The sequence below is a fragment of the Flavobacterium sp. SLB02 genome (assembly GCF_009664855.1).
In the GTDB taxonomy this organism is placed as follows: domain Bacteria; phylum Bacteroidota; class Bacteroidia; order Flavobacteriales; family Flavobacteriaceae; genus Flavobacterium.
Genome location: NZ_CP045928.1, coordinates 4,052,551 through 4,076,875 on the forward strand (window position 1 = coordinate 4,052,551; position 24,325 = coordinate 4,076,875).

16 protein-coding genes are annotated in these 24,325 nt (G+C 34.4%); 11 read left to right on the top strand and 5 right to left on the bottom strand.

Annotated features, from left to right (window positions below; translation table 11 throughout):
• Window positions 1–215: 215 nt before the first annotated feature.
• From GIY83_RS14820 to GIY83_RS14850, 7 genes are all read left to right on the top strand, one after another.
• Window positions 216–668, top strand: a complete 453-nt coding sequence (locus GIY83_RS14820) for a hypothetical protein (protein WP_208682205.1) — start codon at window positions 216–218, stop codon at window positions 666–668.
• A gap of 21 nt (window positions 669–689) precedes the next feature.
• Window positions 690–2,390, top strand: a complete 1,701-nt coding sequence (locus tag GIY83_RS14825) for a hypothetical protein (RefSeq protein WP_208682206.1) — start codon at window positions 690–692, stop codon at window positions 2,388–2,390.
• Window positions 2,391–2,407: 17 nt separating this feature from the next.
• Entirely contained in the window at window positions 2,408–2,596 is a 189-nt protein-coding gene (locus GIY83_RS14830; protein ID WP_208682207.1) for a hypothetical protein, read from the top strand.
• Window positions 2,596–3,132 (top strand): hypothetical protein, encoded by a 537-nt coding sequence (locus GIY83_RS14835; protein WP_208682208.1) that lies wholly within the window; start codon window positions 2,596–2,598, stop codon window positions 3,130–3,132. Before GIY83_RS14830 ends, GIY83_RS14835 begins: the two co-directional genes overlap by 1 nt.
• A 1-nt stretch (window position 3,133) precedes the next feature.
• Window positions 3,134–4,687: an ATP-binding protein gene (locus GIY83_RS14840; RefSeq protein ID WP_208682209.1), complete on the top strand. Its 1,554-nt coding sequence runs from the start codon at window positions 3,134–3,136 to the stop codon at window positions 4,685–4,687.
• A 480-nt stretch (window positions 4,688–5,167) separates the two neighbouring features.
• Window positions 5,168–6,580: a HAMP domain-containing sensor histidine kinase gene (locus GIY83_RS14845; protein WP_208682211.1), complete on the top strand. Its 1,413-nt coding sequence runs from the start codon at window positions 5,168–5,170 to the stop codon at window positions 6,578–6,580.
• A gap of 1 nt (window position 6,581) precedes the next feature.
• Entirely contained in the window at window positions 6,582–6,965 is a 384-nt protein-coding gene (locus GIY83_RS14850; RefSeq protein WP_208682213.1) for a response regulator, read from the top strand.
• A 10-nt stretch (window positions 6,966–6,975) separates the two neighbouring features.
• Here the strand turns inward: GIY83_RS14850 and GIY83_RS14855 are convergent, their stop codons facing one another.
• Window positions 6,976–8,415, bottom strand: a complete 1,440-nt coding sequence (locus GIY83_RS14855) for a C40 family peptidase (protein WP_208682215.1) — start codon at window positions 8,413–8,415, stop codon at window positions 6,976–6,978.
• 409 nt (window positions 8,416–8,824) lie between these two features.
• On the opposite strand from GIY83_RS14855, the gene GIY83_RS14860 reads away from it, so the two are divergent.
• Window positions 8,825–10,207, top strand: a complete 1,383-nt coding sequence (locus GIY83_RS14860; protein WP_208682219.1) for a carboxypeptidase-like regulatory domain-containing protein — start codon at window positions 8,825–8,827, stop codon at window positions 10,205–10,207.
• Window positions 10,208–10,441: 234 nt separating this feature from the next.
• On the opposite strand, the gene GIY83_RS14865 is transcribed toward GIY83_RS14860, so the two are convergent.
• Together GIY83_RS14865 and GIY83_RS14870 are read right to left on the bottom strand one after the other, a co-directional pair.
• A complete protein-coding gene (locus tag GIY83_RS14865; protein ID WP_208682221.1) occupies window positions 10,442–12,706 on the bottom strand; it encodes an aconitate hydratase in 2,265 nt (754 codons plus the stop codon).
• A gap of 130 nt (window positions 12,707–12,836) precedes the next feature.
• The gene (locus GIY83_RS14870) at window positions 12,837–15,608 is read right to left on the bottom strand and encodes a bifunctional aconitate hydratase 2/2-methylisocitrate dehydratase (RefSeq protein WP_208682223.1); all 2,772 of its coding nucleotides are present in this window, start codon (window positions 15,606–15,608) and stop codon (window positions 12,837–12,839) included.
• Between the two features lie 446 nt (window positions 15,609–16,054).
• On the opposite strand from GIY83_RS14870, the gene GIY83_RS14875 reads away from it, so the two are divergent.
• Window positions 16,055–18,556: an XrtN system VIT domain-containing protein gene (locus tag GIY83_RS14875; protein WP_208682226.1), complete on the top strand. Its 2,502-nt coding sequence runs from the start codon at window positions 16,055–16,057 to the stop codon at window positions 18,554–18,556.
• Window positions 18,556–19,797 carry an exosortase N gene (gene xrtN / locus GIY83_RS14880; RefSeq protein WP_208682227.1) on the top strand — a complete coding sequence of 414 codons (1,242 nt, stop codon included), beginning with the start codon at window positions 18,556–18,558 and terminating at the stop codon, window positions 19,795–19,797. The genes GIY83_RS14875 and xrtN overlap by 1 nt, the downstream gene beginning before the upstream one ends.
• A gap of 59 nt (window positions 19,798–19,856) precedes the next feature.
• Here the strand turns inward: xrtN and GIY83_RS14885 are convergent, their stop codons facing one another.
• Window positions 19,857–20,810 carry a MoxR family ATPase gene (locus GIY83_RS14885; RefSeq protein ID WP_208682229.1) on the bottom strand — a complete coding sequence of 318 codons (954 nt, stop codon included), beginning with the start codon at window positions 20,808–20,810 and terminating at the stop codon, window positions 19,857–19,859.
• 78 nt (window positions 20,811–20,888) lie between these two features.
• Window positions 20,889–22,319, bottom strand: coding sequence for a peptidylprolyl isomerase (locus GIY83_RS14890; RefSeq protein ID WP_208682232.1), 1,431 nt, complete (start codon window positions 22,317–22,319; stop codon window positions 20,889–20,891).
• Between the two features lie 540 nt (window positions 22,320–22,859).
• Between GIY83_RS14890 and GIY83_RS14895 the strand changes: the two genes are divergently transcribed.
• Window positions 22,860–24,302: an alpha-amylase gene (locus GIY83_RS14895; RefSeq protein ID WP_208682240.1), complete on the top strand. Its 1,443-nt coding sequence runs from the start codon at window positions 22,860–22,862 to the stop codon at window positions 24,300–24,302.
• The last annotated feature ends 23 nt before the right edge of the window (window positions 24,303–24,325 follow it).

The following is a 24,325-nucleotide window of genomic DNA, read 5'->3' on the forward strand; positions in this document are numbered from 1 at the left end:
TTTGTTCGGCTTCTCTTGACAAAAGGATATCGTCTCAAATAAAGTTTACCTAACTCCAATAAAATAAAAAATAAAATATAGTGCAGTAATCCCTCAGGCAAGTTCTGGTTTGCTAAGAAATTTTAGCTTAAAAATCTGCTTTACGGATTTCCATAAAATAATAGTTTTTCATCTGTTTACATTTGAAAATCAGAAATATTAAGAATATAAATAGTATGGCAAGAATCATTCTACAACACAACGAGATAAATATTAATACCGATAAAAAATCAGATTTATCAACTGGTTTTATCAGTGATAGAGATGTTCTAAAAAAACGTTCTAAAAAATATCTGGATCTTATTGCTGGCCTGGATTCTAAAACATTATCAGACACAAAAGGAATGAACCAACTTATCAAGGCAATTCAGGAAGAATTTGGAACGGCTGAACTAGTAAGTTTACCACTAGGAATCATTGCAAAATGTTTTCTAGGCCATCCTTATGAAGTACACACCCTTGATTTAAGTGGTAGCCAAATTATCAAACATTACAAATTATCAGAAACAATGGAACCTGACTTCGAAAAAGCAAGAGCAGTCGCTCAACATAATGCTTATGCAATGGTAGAAGTATATAAAGACAAAATCATTTTAATTCGTGAAAACGGAACTGCAACAAAACTATAGAACCAATAAACTAAAATAACTATGTCTCAACAAGTAATCTCATATGCAGATCTTTCGATCATAAATAGTGCCTTAAGATCAATCAAATCAGATATGTCAGGAGTACATTCTGAATTAGGAACATTAAATTTCAAACAAGATCATTTAGAAAGTGAATTGGTAAAACTAGCTGATTCTTTTGCAGATTTTGTAGAAGCAGATATAAAACACAAAGCATTACAACTTGCAGAAACAAGACAAGGAAATCTAAAACAAGATTTGCAAATCAAGTTTGGTTACTATGCTGAAGTCCGAAGAATGGCCACAGGAATTCTTCAAGGAGTAGACACTGGAATAATAAGCGATGACACTCTAAAATTTACCACCGAAGAGGTAATGATAAAAGCACCTGGCTATTGGCTAGCTCCTGCGCTGGTATCTTTAGCAGCATGGGTTCGAAATGACAAAAACACTAATGAAAAAGCATTAAACGAAGCTCTAAAGAGAGATGATTACAAAACAACTCTTTTCTTTATGATGGTAATGCGAAGATTAGCGAGAAATGATGCCAGCCTAAAATGGCTAGAACGTTATTTTATGCATCAAAATCCACATAATCTTGATCGAGAATTTATAATTATACTTGAAGCCGTTACAACTGGCGTATTTCCTCCTGCTGCTAGGCAATTAATGATGAGTAATGTTAAAAACTGGCTAGATCAACTCACTCAAGGTGATACATTTATAAATGAGCAAAAATCGCAGTGGGTTAAATTCTTTGAAGCATTAGGACCTCTATCGGATGGCAAATATCCATTACTTGAAAAATTCGCACTAAACTGGAATCAATTAGAAAACTCTTTAAAGGAAGCGAAAACACATGATGTCTTAGATGCTCATTTTAAAAGTATAATTTCATCATCGGCAGACTTTTCAAAAGGTGTTAAAGTTCAGTTAGATGAAATTTTATCATTACTGGTTACCAACTTCGATGATGAAGAATTGCCCTTACAGGAACAGGTAAGATTCAATCAACTTATCATTCAAATGGATGGAGACAAAGCAGCAGCACAAGCTGTAATGGACGCGGAAAAACACATTTTTGATGAGCAAGTTGACTTTTTACAATTGTTGACAAATGCTTCATTTAATCCTGAATTATCCGGGGCAACTAAAGTAACTCAAGCACTTGCTGTATCAATAAGTCAACCATGGATCGTTGAAGCACATAATACTTTTACTGCTCAAAGCAGAAATAAAATTCCTCAATATGTTGAACTCTCAATCGATGATTTTAAAACCTCTACAAAAGATGGAAGTGAAGAAATTGAACTCCTAAAACAACAAGAAGATTTTTATAGAGATGTTTTAGAAACTCAACTGGCAAGTCTTTCATTTCCATATGCAGGTGTTATCATCGGAATATTAATTGCATTACTTGCTTTTTGGGCATTTAGCATACAACCTATTGTTGGTATCATAGGAATTGGTATTGGTGGGGTTATAGTTTGGAACTCCATAAACAATCATAAAAAAGCAAAAAAGAAAATCACCGAAAATATTGAAGAAAGAAAAACAAAAGCAAAAGAAGTATTAAGAGGTTGCTTTGCTGAAACTGTAGATTACAGAAAAGAGCATACAACTCAAGACAATAAGGCAGAAGAAGTAAGTCATCTTTTGTATTCAATTACTCCTGAAGATTTTTCAAGTGTATCAAAAGAAACGGTAAGAAACATTATTTAACATTAAAATTAAAGAAAATGACAAAAATAATTTTAGGTAATCATTCAGAGGAATCTGAAAATACCATTCAGGAAATGAAGAAAGAAAACATTATAAAACCCAATTTATTTCAAGGCAGAACAGAATCAGAATTGGGAAATGCAAAATTCCCGGATTGGGATATTCTTCCACCAACCCAATTCATCAATCCGCGAATAAAATCATAATGAAAACCGGACCAACAACTTATGCTGCATGGACAAAATTGCTTGATCAATTTGGTGATGGTGACGATTCTGTTTTAGAAGAATTAAGTAAAGGAACGTTTATACTTGATGCAGGAACTGCAACTCGTTTCTATATTAAAGTTGAAGAAGCATATAAGAAACGTAAACAAAGTTGGCTCGACAAATTTCAATTCTCTTTTCAATTACAAAATTTTAAAACAGAAGATGATTTTGAAATAGCACTACGAAATGGAAAACAAAATCTTTCTCCTCTGAGCAAATTTGTATTTATAAATACTTTTCCGGATGATTTGAAAAAAGCGCTAAGAAAAGATCTCGAAGAATTTGTAAATGAAATTAAAACATCATTAAAAAATAACAACGCCAAACTTTCAAAAGGAAGAGAGAAAATGCTAATCTTATTAAACTCTTTTGATTTGAGTAGTACTCCTGAAGAAATTTTAATCAATTCGAAAAGTAACACAAATAATAAAACCGAAATAATCGCTGCAACAGGCAGAAAAATAATATTTTAAAATGGCAAATAAAGCAGATTTTAAGACTTCGCTTTTGCGAATGTTTAGAGCCCGGATACCTTTTATATCTATTAGAAGTATCGAAAGGGCACGAGTTTTAGAAGTAATACAACAATTAGCCGAGGAAATAAATATCCCCATTTACTTTCATAGTTTATCGCATGGAACTATAGATATTAAATCAAAAAAAAGTGTAAATGACGATCGATCAATTGCAGGAGGTTTAGATTTTGCTGTTCAAAATATTTCTCAACGACAAAACTTAACTTTTGTTTTTACAGAAGTTAGCGACATCGAAGATGATAATTTGGTTTCTAGACATCTTTATGACTGTGTCATTCAAGCTATAGAAAGAGGCGGAAGTATTTGTCTCATTACAACCAAAACAATTTGGCCACAATTACAACGTTTAGGAATGACAATTACGCTCGATGCTCCAAACGAAGAAGAAATGCTGGAAGTTGTAAAAGAGTGTGTCACCCCTTACAAAGGTTCAATTCCTCTTGAATGGGATGAAACAGATTATAAAATGGCCGCTACGATCTTGGCCAATATGACAAAAATAGAAGCAGAAAATGTATTAGCCACTCAAATGGCCAAAGGTTCTTTAACAAAAGATGATATTAAAGAATTGAGCAATGCAAAAGATAAATTATTTAGCGACATATCCGGATTAGAAAAAGTAAAACTTGATCCCTCTACCCTTTCTGTTGCCGGGTTAAGTGGATTACAACATTGGCTGGATAATCAAAAACAACTTTTAACAGCCGACTTAAAGGCAAGAAAAATGCGACCTCCCAGAGGAGTTTTATTAGTTGGCGTTCCAGGTTGTGGTAAATCTCTATCTGCCAAATTTATTGCTGCAAATTGGAACCTACCTTTATATCGACTTGATCTTGCTGCCATTCAAGGTCAATATCTTGGACAATCTGAAAATAGATTAAAAGAGGCTCTGGCATCAGCAGACAATGCGGCTCCTTGTATCTTATGGATTGATGAAATTGAAAAAGGACTTTCCGGAGCATCAGGATCTAGTGACGGTGGTACATCGACAAGAATGGTTGGACAATTTTTGTTTTGGCTACAAGAAAGTATGGCAAAAGTTTTTGTTGTTTCTACAGCAAACGATGTTAGTAAATTACCTCCTGAACTTTTGCGCAGAGGACGCTTTGACGAACTATTTTTCGTTGATTTACCAGGTGAAATAGAGAGAAAAGACATCATTAATTTATACATAAAACGAAATTTATTATCTGAACCCTCATCACATACATTAGACCTATTAGTTGAAATTTCAGAAGGTTTTGCGGGATCTGATCTAGAGGGTGCAGTTAGAGACGTGGCAATTCAGGCAGTGATTCACGGTGATGATATTGTAGATGACAGCTTATTTGAAAAATGTTTTAAAAATATTGTTCCATTAAGTAAAACGGCTCCTGAAAAAATTGAAGCTATTAGAACTTGGGGACGTGAAAGAGCTCTACCAGCTTCGGGTGTTTCTTGGGAAGTTTCTTCAAATGAAAAATTAATAGGCAAGCGTTCTATTATCATTTAAAAAAATTCACAATCAAGAAAAAAACAAAATGGCTACCACTCTAAAAAAGTTGTAGCTTTTTTTATATCCTTTTAATACAAAATTCTTTTATATCAAAAAAATTGTTAAACAAAACAACTACTTATTCTAAGAATTTATCTACTTCTCCATTTTTTTATTTATTAAACCAATCTTAATATATTACAGTGGGCAATAGGTTCTGAAATTCAAAAAACATAATAAGACTCACAAAATCAGTAAATTATATTACTAATTAATTTTAAAAATAAATTTAACAAGAAAAAATAACTCATTTGTAAAACTATATCCTTTTTTTATTAAATTTATAAAAATGATAGTTGATTACTGCATCTAAAATATTTCATTAACAGTTGTTCATTTTTAAAATACACGGATAATCGCCCCCAAACGATAAATGCTGAAGAATAAAACAAAAGCAAAAGACTTTTATAAGGCCACTAACCTGCTAACTTGAAAATTATGCCTAAGAATCCGTTTTTTAAGAACATACGTTTTCCCAATGTTTTTATTCTTCTCATAATTGTATTTGTTTCCTGCGCCTTACTTATTTGCATCAATTTTTTTACCATCAAAATATTATCTGCTAACAGGGCCTATGTCAATGGAGAGTCACATTACTCAAAAGGACAAAAAGATGCTTCCAGACACCTGATCACCTATCTTTATACTAAAGATGAGAACCAGTGGAAATTATATTTAGAAGAATTAGAAGTCCCTCAAGGGGATGGCATTGCCAGGAAAACACTTTTAAAGGTAGGCGATAATAAAGTCGCGCGAGAAGGATTTTTGATTGGCCGAAATCATAAAGATGATTTAGATGATCTTGTCTGGCTTTTTGTAAATTTTCAACAAGTCTCTTTTTTGGCAAAAGCCATTGATGAGTGGGGCCAAGGTGATGAACTTATTTTTAAATTATTCATCGTTGGTCAACAAATAAACGCCCAGATAAAATACAATCAATTAACTGCTGCCAGCCAGAAAAATTTCCTAAATAAGATTAGTTCAATCAGCGATAAACTTACCGTTAATGAACGTAACTTCTCCAATACTTTAGGAGAAGGAACACGTAAAATTAAAAGCCTTCTAATTATTACCAATATTGTATTTATCTTAATTATTGTACTAAGTGTCTGCTCCTATTATTCTATAATGGTAAAACGACTGCTTGTTTCTAAAAAAGAGATTGAGATCAAAAATGAAAACCTGATTATCGTGAATCGTGAATTGGACCGATTTGTGTATAGCGCCTCACATGATTTGAGATCCCCTATAACATCTTTAAAGGGATTAATTGAAATTACCCAGCTAGAAGATGATATTGACCAAATTAAGACCTATTTAGATCTTATGCACAAAAGCCTCACCAAACAGGATCAGTTTATAATTGATATTATAGATTACTCTAAGAACAAGCGAAAACAAGTCGTTATGGAGCCTGTAAGTTTACAGGAATTATTCAGGGAGGCGATCTCACAATTAATGCATATCGAAAATGCCAATCGAATCACTTTTACCCAGGAGTTATTAGTGGATCAGATTCACAGTGATGGGTTGCGCTTGAGAATCATTATTTCAAATTTACTTTCAAACGCAATAAAATATGCCGATATCAACAAACAGGAAATGTTTATCAATATCAAAACCTATTTCGATGATGGTTACAATAAAATAGAAATCACCGATAACGGAATTGGAATTAAAGAAGAATTTAAAGATAATATCTTTGAGATGTATTTTGGTACTAATAAGAACAAAGGTTCCGGATTAGGGCTCTATATCGTAAAAGAAGCTATAGAAAACATACAAGGGAATATTTCGGTTTTCTCTGAAAGTACAATTGGAAGCAGATTTGTTGTAACAATACCCAACTAATATGGAACCTAACCCCATCTTTCTTGTCATTGAGGACAATTTGATTGATCAGCTTGTGATTAGCCAATTATTAAAAAAAGTACTGCACGTCGAGCAAATTATCATTGCCAATAATGGCAAGGAGGGAATTGAGTGGCTTACAACCAAAAAAAAGAATCAATCGCTAATTATTTTATTAGACATACAAATGCCAATAATGAATGGGTTTGAATTCCTGAATGCTTTTCAAAAACTAAATAAAGAGATCCGCCAAGAAACTCAAATTTACGTGCTTTCATCAACCTTAGATCCTGATGAACTTCAAGACATTAATAAAAATGATAATGTTACGGGATTTTTAAACAAACCTTTTCCCATTGAGGAATTTAAAAGAAAATTTACCTGAAAGATTTACTTTATTGTAAAATGCGATTTACCTGAGTGAAGGTTCTTTGATAATAGGGCTCTTTTGTGGAAGAAATTATCACACCGCCATGAGTTGAGGAATGTACAAATTTAATTTCTCCATCAGCTACTTCAACTACCATTCCCACATGATTGATTTGTCGTCTTCCATTGGTTCTAAAGAAAATTAAATCTCCTTTTTGAGCTTCCTCTGTCCCAACTTTGAAACCAACACGAGATTGCTCAATAGAACTTCTGGGTAATTTTATATCAAAATTATTAAAAGTACAAATCATTAATCCTGAACAATCAAAACCAGCTTTTGTGGTTCCGCCCGAGCGGTAACGAGTTCCTATATTTTCAGTTGCATTCATCACCAACTGATTCACTAAATCCGAATGATTACTAACCCTAAATATTGTAGTTGTATCTTTTTCAACCCCTGAATTATCAGCTACCTGCGGGGTGCCTGCTAAACTGTCATTAATTTGCGGAGTTGCAACTAGTGCCACCTCATCGGCCTTTTCTTTTGATGTATTAATTTTAAGTACATAACCAACAGGCAATTTAGCTTTGATAGAGGGATTCTGCCGCTCTAATTCTGCAACAGTTATTCCGTATTTCTTGGCAATGGCATATTTTGTTTCTTTTGGCTGTACCTCAACTAATACTTCAACGTTTTGTGCGGGTATAATTTCCCCCTTTACTTCATCTGTTGCAGCTTTATTATCTGAAGTAAGAACAGGGCTTTGAGCAATCTGAGTTTCTGCTGCAAGAGCAGTATCTTTTATTTCCTGATTTGCTTTTTCTTTTGAAGTTCTAATTTTGAGAAGATAACCAACTGGCAACTTTCTTTTAATAGATGGATTTTGCCTTTCTAATTCTGCAACGGTTATTCCGTACTTTTTGGCAATAAGATATTTTGTTTCTTTTGGTTTTACCTCAACGAGAACTTCTAGATCTGTTGAAGGGATTATTTCAGGCTTTTCTATGTTCTGATTTTTCTTTGTCTTTTCACTCGCTGCAATAGCATTAGAGGGAATAGTTAGTTTCTGTCCTATTTTCAGATCTTCGCTTTCCAGCGACGGATTTGCTTTTTTTAACTCATCAACAGAAACATTGTATTTTTTTGAAATAACCCAAAGGTTTTCTTTTTGCTGTACTTCGTGCTGATCTGAATTTAAAGTTGCCCTGGGCGTTGTACTGGCAAGAATTTCAGTTTTTTTTGCAGTGACCTTTTTATTGGTATTGGGAATTAAGAGCACCGAATTTAATTTTAAAATCGTAGGAGCCTCTGGATTGGCATCCTGGATATCTTTAGTTTTTACACCATATTTTTTAGCAATTACAGATAGGTTTTCTCCTTTGGATATTTTGTGCTTGATAAACTTTTCCTGAGAAAAAACACCAACACTGAAAAAAAACAACACTATAATTAATCTAACAACCATACCTATTAAAGTTTAATGAATACTTCTTTAAGTTTAAATAATATAACTTTTCGCCTGAATAATATAAACTAGAAAAATGTAAATATATTACGTAAAAAGCGAATTTACCCTTTTAATGTAAAAGATACACGTTTTTTAACAACAAATTTATCCCGAATTAATCTAGTCAAGATAAAAATTGTCCCAACTCTTTGAAATCAGGTCTTTTATAAAATATGTATTTATTTTTAATAAAAGCCAATTATAATGGAACAAACCTCTTATTTCAAAATATTCTTTTGCCGATAGTTTATAAAAATTACAAACTAATTTTCTTTCAAACAATATTCTCGGCATAAAAATTGTGCGAATATTTTTAGAATACCAATTGTCTTTCTCGACCAAGAACTAACCTTAATTCAAAAACAGTGTGAAAAAATTACTTTTAATTTTTATTCTTTTTCCTTTATTATCCTTTGCTCAGACTATAAAGGGAACAATAGTTTCTACAAACAACAATCTTCCACTTGAAAACACCAATATCCTGGCGCTATCCAGCAAAGTGGGAACGATATCAGATGAAAATGGTGCGTTTTCTTTAAAACTTCTTACAAAATACAATAGCGATGAAATCTTAGAGTTTTCTCACATTGGTTACACTACTACACGAATCTCTTTAAGCTATCTGGCAAAGCAAAACTTTATAGTTACTCTTGAAGAAAATATTGAGAATTTGTCAGGCGTAACTATTGCTGCCGATCAAAAACTACAATCTAAACTTTCCTTTACCCAATTGACTTCTTTAAAACATCGTATATTCTCATTTGGCTCCCTTGTGCAAGATGGCAAAATTTATGTTAGTGGCGGAGATGCTTATCCTGAAATTAACCATATGGAAAAAGCGCGATCAGAAAAAGCCGATATGGACTTGGTGAAATTTTTAAATGAAGAGCAATATACTTCGACTAAACGACATTATAAACAAGATCTTTGTATCTATGATATTAAAACTGATACTTGGGAGATTGCCAAATTAAAACTTCAAAACAGGGCGTATCACAACATTCATTTTTATAACAATTTGATTTATGTAATAGGCGGAAAAAAAATGTTTGTAAATAAAATAAGCAGTTGGGAATACCTGCAGGATCAAATTGAAGTTGTAGACCTGGAGAAGCAAACCGTTAAAACAGATCATACAAATCCACATCAGGCTGCTGATTTTGCTTCATTTACTTATAAAGACAATATTATTGTAATGGGAGGTTCTGTAAAATCTACCGAAAGTGGCCTAAAGGATTTCACAGACAAAGTGCATTTATATAACATTTCTTCAGGTTATTGGTATGAACTTACCCATATGCCGATAGCAAAAGAAACATCAGGAGTTTTGGTTGAAGATAAAATTTATCTTGTCGGAGGAAATAATGGAAAACCAATCTCACAAATAGAATCTTTTGACCTAGCAACGGAAAAATGGCAAACCGAAGGAGAATTATTCTCTGCATTAGAAAGACCTGCCATAACTTATCACGACAATATTATTTATTTTTTTGAGGATCAAAAAATGTGCGTTTATGATCTAAAAACAAAACTATTGAAAGAATATGAAATTGGATTACCTCTGAAATATTCAGCCATGCATTATTACAATAATAAACTATATATTTTAGCAGGACGCATTGACAATAGCTTTTCTAAATTGCCTGCTTCAAAGGTATATAGTATTGATGTAAATGAATTTGAGATTACAAAACCTACCAGATCTAAAACTCTACCGCAAGAAGTACGCTCAGTTAAAGATAACGGGTAGATTCTTTTTTTATAATTTCTATTCAAGATAGATTATATAAAAGACTTAAAAACCATTAAGAAACAAAAACTTCTGATGAAAACGAGTGCCCTAGACCAGATAGAAGCGGCATCGTTTTATGGCGGGGTTGAGCATAAAAGACATTGCGAATCCCCAAGTTTAGGAAAGATTAGCTACAAATAAAAAAACGCCCTGTTCTCACAGGGCGTTTCTAGTATAATTGAATCTTAAAGCTTAAGCTTTTCCGGCAGCAATTAGGTTTAATGCTGAACCTGCAACAAACCAGCCAATCTGACCTGCATTGTAGGTATGGTTTGCCAGGATGATATCTTTGGTACCATTGGCATGAACAAACTCTAATGTTAATGGTTTTCCTGGAGCGAACTCAGTTAAATCAGTAAAATTAATAGTATCGTCTTCCTGAATTTTATCGTAATCGGCTTCGTTTGCGAATGTTAATCCTAAAAGACCTTGTTTTTTAAGGTTTGTTTCGTGAATACGGGCAAAAGATTTTACCAATACTGCTTTAACTCCCAAGAAACGTGGCTCCATTGCAGCATGCTCACGAGATGAACCCTCACCATAGTTATGATCTCCCACAACAATAGAAGGGACCCCAGCGGCTTTATACGCGCGTGCTACAGCAGGAACGGCATCGTAAGTACCTGTTAATTGATTTTTAACCGAGTTTGTTTTTTGGTTGAATGCATTTACAGCGCCAATTAACATATTGTTTGAAATATTATCCAGGTGTCCACGGAAACGCAACCATGGACCAGCCATAGAGATATGATCTGTTGTACATTTTCCGAATGCTTTGATTAGCAATTTAGCACCTGTAATGTTTTTACCGTCCCAGGCATCAAAGGGAGCTAATAGTTGCAAACGCTCAGATGTTGGACTTACCACAACCTGAACTCCTGAACCGTCTTCAGCCGGAACCTGGAATCCCGGATCTTTAACATCAAATCCTCTTGGAGGCAATTCGTCTCCGGTTGGGGCTTCAAGTCTTACTTCTTCTCCGTCTTCGTTAATTAGGGTATCTGTTAAAGGATTAAAACCTAGATCTCCTGCAATAGCCATAGCGGTTACCAATTCCGGAGAACCCACAAATGCTAAAGTATTTGGGTTACCATCTGCACGTTTTGAGAAGTTACGGTTAAAAGAGTGCACAATGGTGTTTCTTTCCTCTTTCTCCGCGCCGTCTCTGTCCCACATACCAATACATGGTCCGCAGGCATTGGCAAAAACAGTAGCTCCAATTTTCTCGAAAGTATCAATAAATCCGTCTCTCTCGATGGTATAGCGTACTACTTCAGATCCTGGAGTAATGGTGAATTGAGATTTAGTTTTTAAGTTTTTAGCGCTTACTTGTCTGGCCAGAGAAGCTGCACGGGCAATATCTTCATAAGAAGAGTTGGTACATGAACCAATTAAACCTACCTGGATTTGTAATGGCCAGTTGTTTTTAATGGCTGCTTCTTTCATTTTAGAAATTGGCGTAGCTAAATCCGGTGTAAAAGGTCCGTTTAAGTGTGGCTCTAATTCTGTTAAGTTGATTTCGATAACCTGATCAAAATATTGCTCCGGGTTAGCATAAACTTCTGGATCTCCTGTTAAGTATGGAGCTATTTTATCTGCAGCATCGGCAACATCGGCTCTGCTTGTAGAACGAAGGTAACGACTCATAGAATCATCATATCCAAAAGTTGAAGTTGTAGCTCCAATCTCTGCTCCCATGTTACAAATAGTACCTTTACCAGTACATGACATAGAAGTTGCACCTTCTCCAAAATATTCAACAATAGCGCCAGTTCCTCCCTTTACAGTCAAGATACCGGCAACTTTTAGGATAACATCTTTAGGAGCTGTCCAACCTGATAATTTACCAGTTAGTTTTACTCCAATTAATTTAGGAAATTTTAATTCCCAGGCCATACCAGACATAACGTCTACAGCATCTGCTCCACCAACACCAATAGCTACCATTCCCAATCCACCTGCATTTACAGTATGGGAATCCGTACCAATCATCATTCCTCCAGGGAAAGCGTAATTCTCTAGTACTACCTGGTGAATAATTCCGGCTCCGGGTTTCCAAAAACCAATTCCGTATTTATTAGAAACTGAGGACAAGAAGTCGAAAACTTCGTTGCTTTGTGTTTTTGCTCTGGCCAAATCCGTTGCAGCATCTACTTTTGCCTGAATCAAGTGATCACAGTGCACTGTTGTAGGTACTGCCACCTTAGCTTTTCCGGCGTGCATAAATTGCAATAATGCCATTTGAGCAGTTGCATCTTGACACGCTACACGATCGGGCGCAAAATCAACATAATCTACTCCTCTGCCAAACGCCTTTGTTGGATTTCCCTCCCAAAGGTGATTGTATAAAATTTTCTCTGTTAATGTAAGTGGACGACCAACAATCTCGCGTGCTTTATCAACACGATCCGGCATGTTCTCATACACTTTTTTTATCATTTCAATATCAAAAGCCATAAGTATAATTGTTTTTGTTTTTTTTTATTTTCAACATGACAAGTTACAAAAAATAGAGCAGCCAGAAAAGAAAAAGCCCGAGTTTATCAACTCGGGCTTTTTATATATAATGATTATAACTAATGGTAAATTACATTACCAGCAATTTATGAGAAGGTGCAAATCTGGTAAGGCTAATACCATCTACTGCTGCTGTATATTCAGCAAGTGTAGGAGTTCTTCCTAAAATTGTAGATAAAACTACTACCGGTGTAGAAGAAAGTAATGACTCTCCTTTTTTACCTTCAGTATCCTCTACAACTCTTCCCTGGAAAAGACGCGTTGAAGTTGCCATTACAGTATCTCCTTTTGCCGCTTTTTCCTGGTTCCCCATACAAAGGTTACATCCAGGACGCTCTAAGTATAACATGTTCTCATATTCAGTACGCGCTGCTCCCTTAGGCGCATTATCGTTGAATTCAAAACCAGAGTATTTTTGTAAAACTTCCCAGTCACCTTCAGCCTTAAGTTCATCTACAATGTTATATGTAGGTGGCGCTACTACAAGAGGCGCTTTGAACTCAACCTTACCGTGTTGGTCTTCTATATTTTTAAGCATTTGAGCTAAAATCTTCATATCACCTTTGTGCACCATACAAGATCCGATAAATCCAAGATCTACTTTTTTCTCTCCTCCGTAGAAAGAAAGAGGTCTGATGGTATCGTGGGTATATCTTTTAGAAACATCAACATTGTTTACGTCCGGATCAGCAATCATTGGCTCGATAATCTGATCCAAATCCACTACAACTTCAGCATAATACTTCGCATTTGCATCTGGAGTCAACGCTGGTTTTTCAGCTGATTTGATCTCTGTGATTCTCTTATCTGCCTTATTGATCAATCCCTGAAGAACTTGTTTTTCATTGTCCATTCCTTTGTCGATCATGATCTGGATTCTGCTTTTCGCAATTTCCAATGATTCAATTAAGGTATCATCTTCAGAAATACAGATAGACGCTTTTGCTTTCATCTCTGCAGTCCAGTCTGTAAATGTAAAGGCCTGGTCAGCAGTTAGAGTTCCAAGATGAACCTCGATGATTCTTCCCTGGAAAACATTCTCTCCACCAAACTTTTTAAGCATTTGAGCTTGCGTTGAATGAACAACATCACGGAAGTCCATGTAGTCTTTCATCTCACCTTTAAAAGTCACCTTTACAGATTCCGGAATCGGCATTGAAGCCTCACCTGTAGCCAGTGCAAGAGCAACTGTTCCTGAGTCAGCACCAAAAGCAACACCTTTTGACATTCTTGTATGAGAGTCACCACCAATAATGATCGCCCACTCATCAATTGTAATGTCATTCAGAACTTTATGAATTACATCTGTCATTGCGTGATACACTCCTTTTGGATCACGAGCTGTGATTAAACCAAAATCGTTCATGAATTTCATCAGTTTTGGAATATTTGCCTGAGCTTTTTTATCCCATACCGAAGCGGTGTGACATCCTGATTGGTAAGCCCCGTCAACAATTGGCGAAATTACGGTAGCAGCCATAGATTCTAATTCCTGAGCTGTCATAAGACCGGTCGTATCCTGAGATCCTACGATATTTACTTCTACACGAACATCAGAACCTGCATGTAATACTTTACCGGCAGTGATTCCAACAGCATTTCTGTTAAAGATTTTCTCTACCGCTGTAAGTCCTTGCCCTTCAATAGAAATTTCTTTTGATGGAGCAAATACAAGAGGAGCCTCAATATCTAAAATTTTAGCTGCTAATGTTTGAAGCTTTTTACCAAATACAATTGCATATGATCCTCCAGCCTTGATAAATTCCATTTTCTGAGGCGTGAATGCCTTAGAGATGTCTATCAATTCCTGATCACCGTTGTATAATTTTTTTGTTTTTGTGTTTATTGTAAGTACAGTTCCTGTAGCCACAGAGTAAGCTTCTTCAAGAATTGGTTCATTATTCTCATTTCGAATAATGTTTCCTTCTGCATCCAGCTTTTTAACCCAGTTTTTAAGATCTAAACCAATACCACCAGTAACATCAACAGTTGTTAGGAAAATTGGAGAAATTCCGTTTGTTCCCGCAACAATTGGGGCAATATTGATAAATGGAACATACGGGCTTGCTTGTTTACCTGTCCAAAGTGCCACGTTGTTTACTCCTGACATTCTTGATGAACCTACACCCATTGTACCTTTCTCAGCAATCAACATAACGCTCGCGTCAGGATGTTTTGCCTGTAATGCTTTGATTTCTTCTTGCGCCTGAGGTGTAATCATACATTTACCATGAAGTTCACGGTCAGAACGTGAGTGCGCCTGGTTACCCGGAGAAAGTAAATCTGTCGAAATATCTCCTTCACCAGCGATATAAGTAACTACTTTAATTTCTTCCACTACTTCTGGCAGTTTTGTAAAAAACTCTGCCTGAGCGTAACTTTTGATAATCTCTATAGCAATTGGGTTACCTTCTTTAAATGCTTCTTTTAGACGATCTGTGTCTGCCTCATAAAGGTACACTTGTGACTTGAGAACCTCTGCAGCTTGTTTTGCAATAGAAGTATGCTCTCCAAGGGCTAAATCTAGTAGTACTCGGATGGAAGATCCACCTTTCATATGAGATAATAACTCAAAAGCAAATGCAGGTGTTATTTCTTTTACTACGAATTCACCGAGAATAATTTCCTTTAAAAATTGAGATTTCACACCAGCGGCACTAGTGGTTCCCGGTACAACATTATAAATAAAAAAGTTAAGAGAATCTTCTCTGTACTCATTATTCACATCTTTAATTTGTTCAATGATTTCGCTCAATAATTCAGCTCCGTCAATTGGTTTCGGGTTAAGCCCTTGACCTTTTCGTTCTTCAATCTCTTGGATGTAATCCTGATAAATATTCATAATAAAAGTCTTTTCTAGGTATTTTATTTTTTTTGTACGCAAATTTAGGTATTAAAGCCGACAATTAAAAAAAATATAATAGAAGTCGGCTTTTCAAAAATTATTATTGCTAAAAAACGATTTTCACTGCTTGTTTTTGTCAAAATATCAATTTTGAATTAAAAAAATAAATTATTGATATTTTAAAATCTTTTCTTTAACAAAGTCGGAATTTGCTGTTATAAATGAAGTCAGATTTTACCTCTATTTCAGTAAAGAATGGTTCTAAATAAGCAATTATAACGTTATAGTGATCCTTTATTCCCACTTTTTCTTCTGCATTTTAAAAAAAATCAATTGCTCATTTTTCCCTTTTTTATCACATCCAAAAAAAATCAAATAAAAAACTTGTAATTCAAATTATTTCATAGCTTTGCAATTCAAAGTACTTTTAAATAAATACAACTATGAAACACAAATTAGATATTTTACAATATTACACTCAAAAACCAGGAGTAGTAATTAGTTTAATTGTAACACTACTAAGCAGCATTTTCCTAATTATCGCTCTTCTCTCTCAAGAGCATCATTTTCGTAATTATCAATCCATTGATGTACTAAGTCTCATATTCGAATTTGTATATGGAATTGGAATTTCTTTTTTAATTCTTAGAAAAAAACAAACCTATATTCACTTAGTTCCTTTCCTGATCCTAAACTGGTTTATTGGCTGCTTTAGCCTAAATACATTTATCCCTGTTTTTCAGGATCTGCCCCTATGGGTTTATTTAGCCACTCTTGCTTTTTGTCTCTCTAATTTTTTTATTTACAGAAATTCAGATCAAAAAGCAAATACCGCTATCGCCTTTTTCATAAATGGTGTATCGTTCTCAATTATCTTATATTTTGCGCTTTACCTCATTCCCATTATGCCATTCTCTTTTATGGGGCTTTTGGCCTTAGGGATAGGATTCTATGGCTTGGTACCGGCGCTTGTTATTATTATCCATACAATCACAATTATTAAATATCTCAATAACAATAAAAATTATGCTGTTTGTTTTAGCGGAGGATTTTTGGTGGTATTAATTAGCATGATCCTCTTTACTGTAGGATTAAATATTGAAAGCAGAAAAATAACTCAATTGAATACTATCAATTCATTTGACCAAAACAATGAGCTGCCACATTACATCTCCGTTTCACAGAATTTAAAGCCTAATTTCTTTAACGAAATTCTATTAAAAAAAGACATCATATACATTCCGCTTCACGATATATTTTCTTTTAGCTCTTTTAATTCCTTTGGCAGCAAACAATTCAACGAGCGTAAAATTCATAATCCGTTTATATCTATTGCCTATTTGTTTTGCCAGGACCTTAATCTGGATTACGATGATAAAATAAACATTCTAAAATCAAACTTTGATAAACGATTAGAAACCGAAGAACAATTATGGAGCGGAGATGATTTATTTACCAAAAGCATTAAAGAAGATGTGAAAATCTATCCCCAAGCACGCTTGGCCTATACGGAGATCACAATGAAAATTGCCTGCGAGCAAGAATCCTCGAGAAACGACAAGGAGGCTATTTATTCTTTTCAATTACCGGAAGGCTCTGTGGCAACATCCTTATCATTATGGGTAAACGGAATGGAAAGAAAAGGAGTTCTCACTACGAAAGAAAAAGCTAAAGCGGCGTACAAACAAATTGTTGGTGTAGAATACCGCGATCCCTCTTTAATGCAATGGAAAGAAGGAAATAAAGTGGTTGTCAGGGTTTTTCCCATTAACTATAAAACCCCACGCACCTTTAAATGTGGTTTTACAACTCCTTTAAAAGTGGAAGACAATCAAATGAAATACCAAAGTCTATCTATAAAAGGCCCGAATATTTCCAACGCCCAAACCATATCAAGAATCCAGACTCTTGGAAATACAAAAATAGAAACCAGCAAAGATTTTGAACTCAATAAAGACCATTACATCAATCAATCCAAAGGACTAGACCACTGGGAAGCCACTATGCCATTATCTAAAACTCTAGAATCAAATTCCTTTGTCTGGAAAGATAAAGTTTATAAGGTCAGAGACATTGAGAAAACAGCTATCTCGTTTAGACCTTCTGAAATTATACTAGATTTAAATAGCAGCTGGACAACCAAACAAATAGAATCTTTTGTGGACTTAAATAAAACGAATTTGTTTGTTATCCTAAATGGACAAAAAAAAGAAATCAACAAAGACAATTTTAAAGCTATCGCATTAGAATTTGAAGATCTGCAATATTCTTTACTGCCTCTTTATAAAATGACTCCGAAGAGCTTAATCATTACAAAATGCGGTACGTTTTCGGCCAATTTTGAGGAACTTGAAGATTCCCGTTATTTAAAGAAAATAAGAACCCAAACAAAAGAGAGAAATTTAAAAGTCATTAATATCTCATCGGATATCAACCCGTTTTGGCAGACTGTCAAGGAGCAAAAATATGTAGATTACTTTCAGACCAGTTTAAAAAACAGCTTAGAACTCATTGATAAAAATCAATTTATTCTATTTACAACAGCAACTAACACGGTCAATATAGAACCTGCAAATATGTCGATTGTAGAAAGCGCGCAAACCGGCACTCTTAAAAGCAATGGACCAAATCATATTTACAGAATGTATGCTTTTGGAAAAGTATTAGACCAACAAGTCAAAATTCAGAATGATTCACTGGTTCAAAACCAATATGTAGACCTGGCAAAAGACGCCAATATTGTCTCGCCAATATCTTCTCTGATTGTTCTTGAAACTGATGCAGATTACAAAAATAACGGAATTGAGAAAAACGTTGATACACTAGGAAATGCCTCTATAAACAACGATGGCGCTGTTCCTGAACCACACGAATGGTTACTGATTATTCTGGGATCTACAATACTTTTCTTCTATTACAGAAAAAACAAAAAGCAAACTATCTAATGAATTTTATATTTCAATACAAAAACGCAATTGCCCTATTGATTCTGGCTTGTTTACTGGCTATTAACTCGAATATAGTGATGTCCGGGCTTGATAGTAATCTCTTTGGAATTGTATTTTCAATCGTATTGTTTCTAATTGGGGGTAGAAAAACTTCATTTAATATAAGCTACCCTCTTTTAGTTTTAATTTTCATATTAGAATTTATAAGTTTTCGTTTGCATACCAAATCTTTGCATTTTTTAGCTTTAGCATTGCTAGCCTGCTTTTTATATTATAGTCTTACCAGAAAATTTTCATTCATCGCCTTTATCTGTATTTTATTATTCTCATCTGTTTTCAGTACTTTTTTTGATTATTTGACTGTAGAAATCAAACAAGCTCTTTGTTATGGCGTATATCTCACTTTAAAAGATTTCATCCCAATAACAAAGATCGAAGGTGTTAATTTTTATATCAACAATGCGAAAATCACTATAGATACGGCATGTATGGGATTGTCGATGTTTAAAACCGGTTTGCTAGTTGGAGCTTTTTTACTGACTCTGGAAGAACGAAAACAACATAAATATTTCAATTTAAAACAAATCTTCCTGTTCTGTTTTGCGGTGATTTTATTCAATATCATTTCGAATTATTTCAGAATCGTAACTTTAATTTTATTTAATTGCACAGAAGAGAATACTTTACATTACACTATTGGTTTACTTTGTTTTGTATTTTATCAAATTATACCAATGTTATTCTTCATTGGTTTTTTCAAACCTAATCAAGAAGAAACACTTCATTCAAATTCTAATAAATCTGCCTTCTTTCTTATTTCAATAGCATTTTCAATTGTACTGGTAACCAGCTTAGAAATCAAAAAAGAATTGAAACATAATTTGCTCGAAAATTTAAATGCAACTTATAATCTTGAAAAAGGAATCTGGATAAGTCCAGAAGTTTTTAAAATTGTAACTCCTGAAAAACTTATCTATATTAAAACCCCATCGCACAATCCTTTGATCTGCTGGACAGGAACGGGGTATAAAATTATCGAATCGAAAATTATTTATTCGGACCATGAAAAAATATGGCAGGTAAGAATGGAGAAAAACAATATTGAGTACTTCTCATATTGGTGGTACGAATGCGATAATATAAAATACACTTCGCTTGCAGAAGTACTTCTAATCAAACTTTTTTACAATAAATCTGTGCGACTGGTAAACCAGACCAGCATTACAAAATTGTTCTAAAAAAAGAGCCTGATCACAATTTATGATCAGGCTTTTTCTATTGCTATTTTACTTATTATTTACATTAGCTTCTGGATAATAATCTCTTCGGTTATTCCCTCAGCATCTGCTTTGTAGTTTTTAATAATTCTGTGTCGTAAAATTCCCGTGGCAACCGCTTTTACATCTTCTATGTCCGGTGAGAATTTCCCATTAAAAGCTGCGTGGGCTTTAGCTGCCAGAATTAGGTTTTGAGAGGCTCTTGGTCCTGCTCCCCAATCCAGGTAATTTTTCACAAAATCATTCGACAATGCATTATCAGGACGAGTTTTACTCACCAGGGTTACGGCGTATTCAATCACATTATCGGCAACGGGTATTCTGCGAATCAAATGCTGAAAATCGATAATTTCCTGAGCCGTAAAGAGTGGATTAATGGTTGTTTTAGCATCAGATGTTGTGCGTTTTACTACCTGAACTTCCTCTTCAAAAGTTGGATATTCTAGCTTTATAGCAAACATAAAACGATCTAATTGCGCTTCTGGCAAGGGATAAGTTCCTTCCTGCTCAATTGGGTTTTGAGTGGCCAATACAAAATAAGGTAAATCTAACTTATAATTTTGTCCGGCAATGGTAACCGAGCGTTCCTGCATGGCTTCCAGTAAAGCGGCCTGCGTTTTTGGTGGCGTTCTATTGATCTCATCGGCTAAAATGATATTTGAGAAGATGGGTCCTTTTATAAATTTAAACTGTCTGTTTTCATCCAAAATTTCACTTCCTAAAATATCAGACGGCATTAAATCAGGCGTAAACTGAATTCTTTTAAAATCCAATCCTAAGGCTTGCGCCAAAGTATTGATCATTAAGGTTTTTGCCAATCCCGGAACACCTATCAAAAGTGCGTGTCCGCCTGAGAAAATACAAAGTAAAATTTGGTCTACAACTTCATCCTGGCCCACAATGATTTTGGCTATTTCGGTTTTTAATTCATTTCGTTTCTGAACTAAATTATGAATTGCTGCTACGTCAGACATTTAGATATATTTTTAAAATTGAAAAGAGTTAGCTTTATGAATTCATAAAACTAACTCTTTTTATTTATTTAATAAAACTTATTTTTTCAACCAGTTGTACACAAAATTACAATCTCTGTACTCTCCAATAATTTTAATGTAAGTATCTTTTATTTTAGTATCAAACCACTTTGAGATTGTTGTGATTTGTTTTTCTTTCAATGCTAATTCTTTAATCTTAGTATAATCCTTAGCATAATCAGCCGTATGGGCATCAATTCTATTGGTGATAGTAATTAACTTGTAAGTCTTTTTACCTTTATCATCTGTATTTAAAACCGGCTGAGAAATTTCATTATCCTTCAGATTAGAAACCTGGCTGTATAGAGTTGGATCCATTTTAGTTAACTCAAAACGTGTATCCTGAGTATTAGGATTGATCAATGTTCCACCGTTTGCTCTTGTCTCTTTTTCATCAGATTCAGTTCTGGCAGCCTCAGCAAAAGTAATTTCTTTGTTTTCTATTTTATTTCTGATATTGGTAATTCTCTCTTTTGCATCTTTCAAAGCTGTCTCAGAAACTGTAGGTGCAATTAAAATATGACGTAACTCCACTTCCTGACCTTTTATTTTGTCTACCATAATAATATGATATCCAAAATTAGTTTTAAAAGGCTCTGAAATCTCTCCTTCTCCTAAACTAAAAGCAACATCTTTAAACTCTTTTACAAATGGAGTTTTTCTGGTCATTTTATAAAACCCTCCATTTGGTGAAGATCCCGGATCTTGCGAATACAAAACTGCTTTTGTTGCAAAGCTTGAACCTTCAAGAACATCTTTTCTGATGGCATTTAATCTGTCTTTTACCTTTTGCTCATCTTCTGCAGAAACTTTAGGTTCTACCACGATTTGTGCTACTTCCATTTCAGCTCCAAAAGTTGGCAATTCCTCTTTTGGTATTTTCTTAAAGAAATTACGAACTTCTTCCGGAGTAATTTCTACAGCGTCAACAATTTTCTTGGTCATTTCAGAAGCTAATTTTTGCTCCTTTAAGATATCGGAAAAATAAGTTTTAAATTCTTCTACCGAATTTTTCTTATAATAAGCAACCACTTTATTGATATCTCCTACCTGCTGAATCATATAATTCAATCGGTCATCCATCATGCCTCTTATCTCTGCATCACTCACAACGATACTATCCTGAATCGCCTGGTGCGCGTACAATTTATCTTCTAAAAGTTTACCAAGCATCTGGCATCTTGTAATATCTTTTACAGAACCTCCCTGAGCACTAATTTCTAAATATGCCTTATCAATATCTGAATCTAAAACAATATAATCTCCCACATTGGCTATAATACCGTCAACTTTTTGCTTCTGTCCAGTTTTAAGTTGAACTGGTTTCTGGATCACAGTATCTTTAATAATTTCCTGAGCCGAAATGATTGAGTTGAAAAAAAATAAAAAACACATTGTCAACACTAATTTGTAATCAATTGTTTTTAACTGTAATTTTTTTAATAACATTATTTTAAATTTAATTTGAATGTAAAGATCTTGCTTTAGAATTTCGTTTTAAACCACAATCACTTTAAATGTATTTCCCCTATATTCTACTGAAAATACTAAATAATTAAGATCTAGTTCTTTTTAACTTATAACGAACAAAAATAACAATTCAATTACATAATACAACTATCGGCTATACTATTAACAAAAAATTATAGGGATGATCGCTGAATTTCATACATAAGAACTCTTTCCATGCGATTAATCTCTTTAAAAAAAGGCCTAAATCCTTGCCAGAACACTCACAAAGACCTATTTGAGCAATATTTTAAATCAATTTAAAAGAAGCAAACTTTTGGTGAAATAAAAAAAGTTATCAATACTACAACGTTTTCGTGATATAAATATTTTCCTATAAAAACAAACCGAATCAAAAAACCTATACTTTAGATGAATAATTGATAATTATTAGATACAAAAATTACGAATAACCATTGTAAAACCTTTAATAAATATCAAATTAAAAACTTTATTATCTAACCTAAACCAAATCTTATTATGAAAAAACCTATTGTAAAGATGTATTTGCTTGCATTAACAACTGCATTCCTTTATTCCTGCTCGCAAAACGAAACAAACCAAGCGGACTCACAGGCAAAGAGTGAGCAATTTGAGATTATTAATGTTACGCATCACGAGGGAAAACCTTTTAGCACGGGAACTTCCAGTTCCTCCCAAACGGGAAAATACGTTGATAATCCCGGAGGTGGCGTTATGATGCAGGCTTTTTATTGGGATGTACCTGCGGGAGGAAATTGGTGGAACACCCTAAGTGGTAAAGTAGCCGCCTGGGGTAATGCAGGAATTGGATCTATTTGGCTTCCGCCAGCCTCTAAGGCTCAAAACGGAGCTTTTTCTATGGGATACGATCCAACTGATTACTTTGATTTTGGAGATTACAATCAAAATGGATCTGTCGAAACCCGTTTTGGTTCCAAAACCGAACTGGTGAGTTTAATTACCAATGCACATGCCCAAAATATAAAGGTATATGCTGATATTGTCATTAATCACAATAGTGGCGGACAATCTGAAGCGAATCCCTTTACGGGAACCAATACCTGGACCAATTTTAGTGGGGTTGCTTCAGGAAAATTCACCCGTAATTATAATGACTTTTATAAAAATAGTTACGGCAATAATGACGAAGGTGCTTTTGGCGGTTTCCCGGACTTATGCCACGCAAATCCTCATGTACAGGATTGGCTTTGGCTAAGAGCTGACGCAGTGGGTAAATATTACAAAAATACCATGAAATTTGACGGCTGGAGATTTGATTACGTCAAAGGATTTGGCGCCTGGGTCGTAAATGCATGGAATGCGAATGTAGGGGGCTTCTCGGTTGGAGAATTATGGGATTCCAATGTAAATGTACTCAATGACTGGGCCAATAATGCCAATAGTTCTGTTTTTGATTTTGCGTGTTATTATAAAATGAATGATGCTTTTGACGGAAATAATCTGGCTCTCTTAAATGATGATATGATGTGGAAGAGAAATCCATACAAAGCTGTGACATTTGTAACCAATCATGATACAGACGAAATTTCCAATAAACTTCTAGCCTATTCTTATATCCTGACTCACGAAGGATATCCAACAATATTCTATAGAGATTACGAGGAATGGCTCGATAAAAACAAATTAAACAACCTGATCTGGATTCATAACAACAAAGCAACGGGTACCACTTCAATTTTATATTCAGATGATGATGAATATGTGGCCAGAAGAAATGGATATAACGGAAATCCTGGATTGGTAGTTTACATTAACAATTCAAATTCCTGGCAAGAACGATGGATTCAGACCAATTGGACAAACGCTCAAATTAAGGACTTCACCGGAGCATCTACTTGGTATCCAACAACACAGGCTGATAAATGGGTAAAAATTCAATGTCCGCCAAAAGGATATACTGTTTGGTCACTTAATCAATAATTTAAAAATTAATAATTTCAGGG

Bases quoted from the DNA above. Each gene is read 5' to 3' on its own strand.
- GIY83_RS14870 (WP_208682223.1), bottom strand. From the start codon at position 15,608: ATGAATATTTATCAGGATTACATCCAAGAGATTGAAGAACGAAAAGGT.
- GIY83_RS14840 (WP_208682209.1), top strand. From the start codon at position 3,134: ATGGCAAATAAAGCAGATTTTAAGACTTCGCTTTTGCGAATGTTTAGA.
- GIY83_RS14825 (WP_208682206.1), top strand. From the start codon at position 690: ATGTCTCAACAAGTAATCTCATATGCAGATCTTTCGATCATAAATAGT.
- GIY83_RS14885 (WP_208682229.1), bottom strand. From the start codon at position 20,810: ATGTCTGACGTAGCAGCAATTCATAATTTAGTTCAGAAACGAAATGAA.
- GIY83_RS14855 (WP_208682215.1), bottom strand. From the start codon at position 8,415: ATGGTTGTTAGATTAATTATAGTGTTGTTTTTTTTCAGTGTTGGTGTT.
- GIY83_RS14835 (WP_208682208.1), top strand. From the start codon at position 2,596: ATGAAAACCGGACCAACAACTTATGCTGCATGGACAAAATTGCTTGAT.
- GIY83_RS14865 (WP_208682221.1), bottom strand. From the start codon at position 12,706: ATGGCTTTTGATATTGAAATGATAAAAAAAGTGTATGAGAACATGCCG.
- GIY83_RS14845 (WP_208682211.1), top strand. From the start codon at position 5,168: ATGCCTAAGAATCCGTTTTTTAAGAACATACGTTTTCCCAATGTTTTT.
- GIY83_RS14890 (WP_208682232.1), bottom strand. From the start codon at position 22,319: ATGTTATTAAAAAAATTACAGTTAAAAACAATTGATTACAAATTAGTG.
- GIY83_RS14875 (WP_208682226.1), top strand. From the start codon at position 16,055: ATGAAACACAAATTAGATATTTTACAATATTACACTCAAAAACCAGGA.
- xrtN (WP_208682227.1), top strand. From the start codon at position 18,556: ATGAATTTTATATTTCAATACAAAAACGCAATTGCCCTATTGATTCTG.
- GIY83_RS14830 (WP_208682207.1), top strand. From the start codon at position 2,408: ATGACAAAAATAATTTTAGGTAATCATTCAGAGGAATCTGAAAATACC.
- GIY83_RS14895 (WP_208682240.1), top strand. From the start codon at position 22,860: ATGAAAAAACCTATTGTAAAGATGTATTTGCTTGCATTAACAACTGCA.
- GIY83_RS14850 (WP_208682213.1), top strand. From the start codon at position 6,582: ATGGAACCTAACCCCATCTTTCTTGTCATTGAGGACAATTTGATTGAT.
- GIY83_RS14820 (WP_208682205.1), top strand. From the start codon at position 216: ATGGCAAGAATCATTCTACAACACAACGAGATAAATATTAATACCGAT.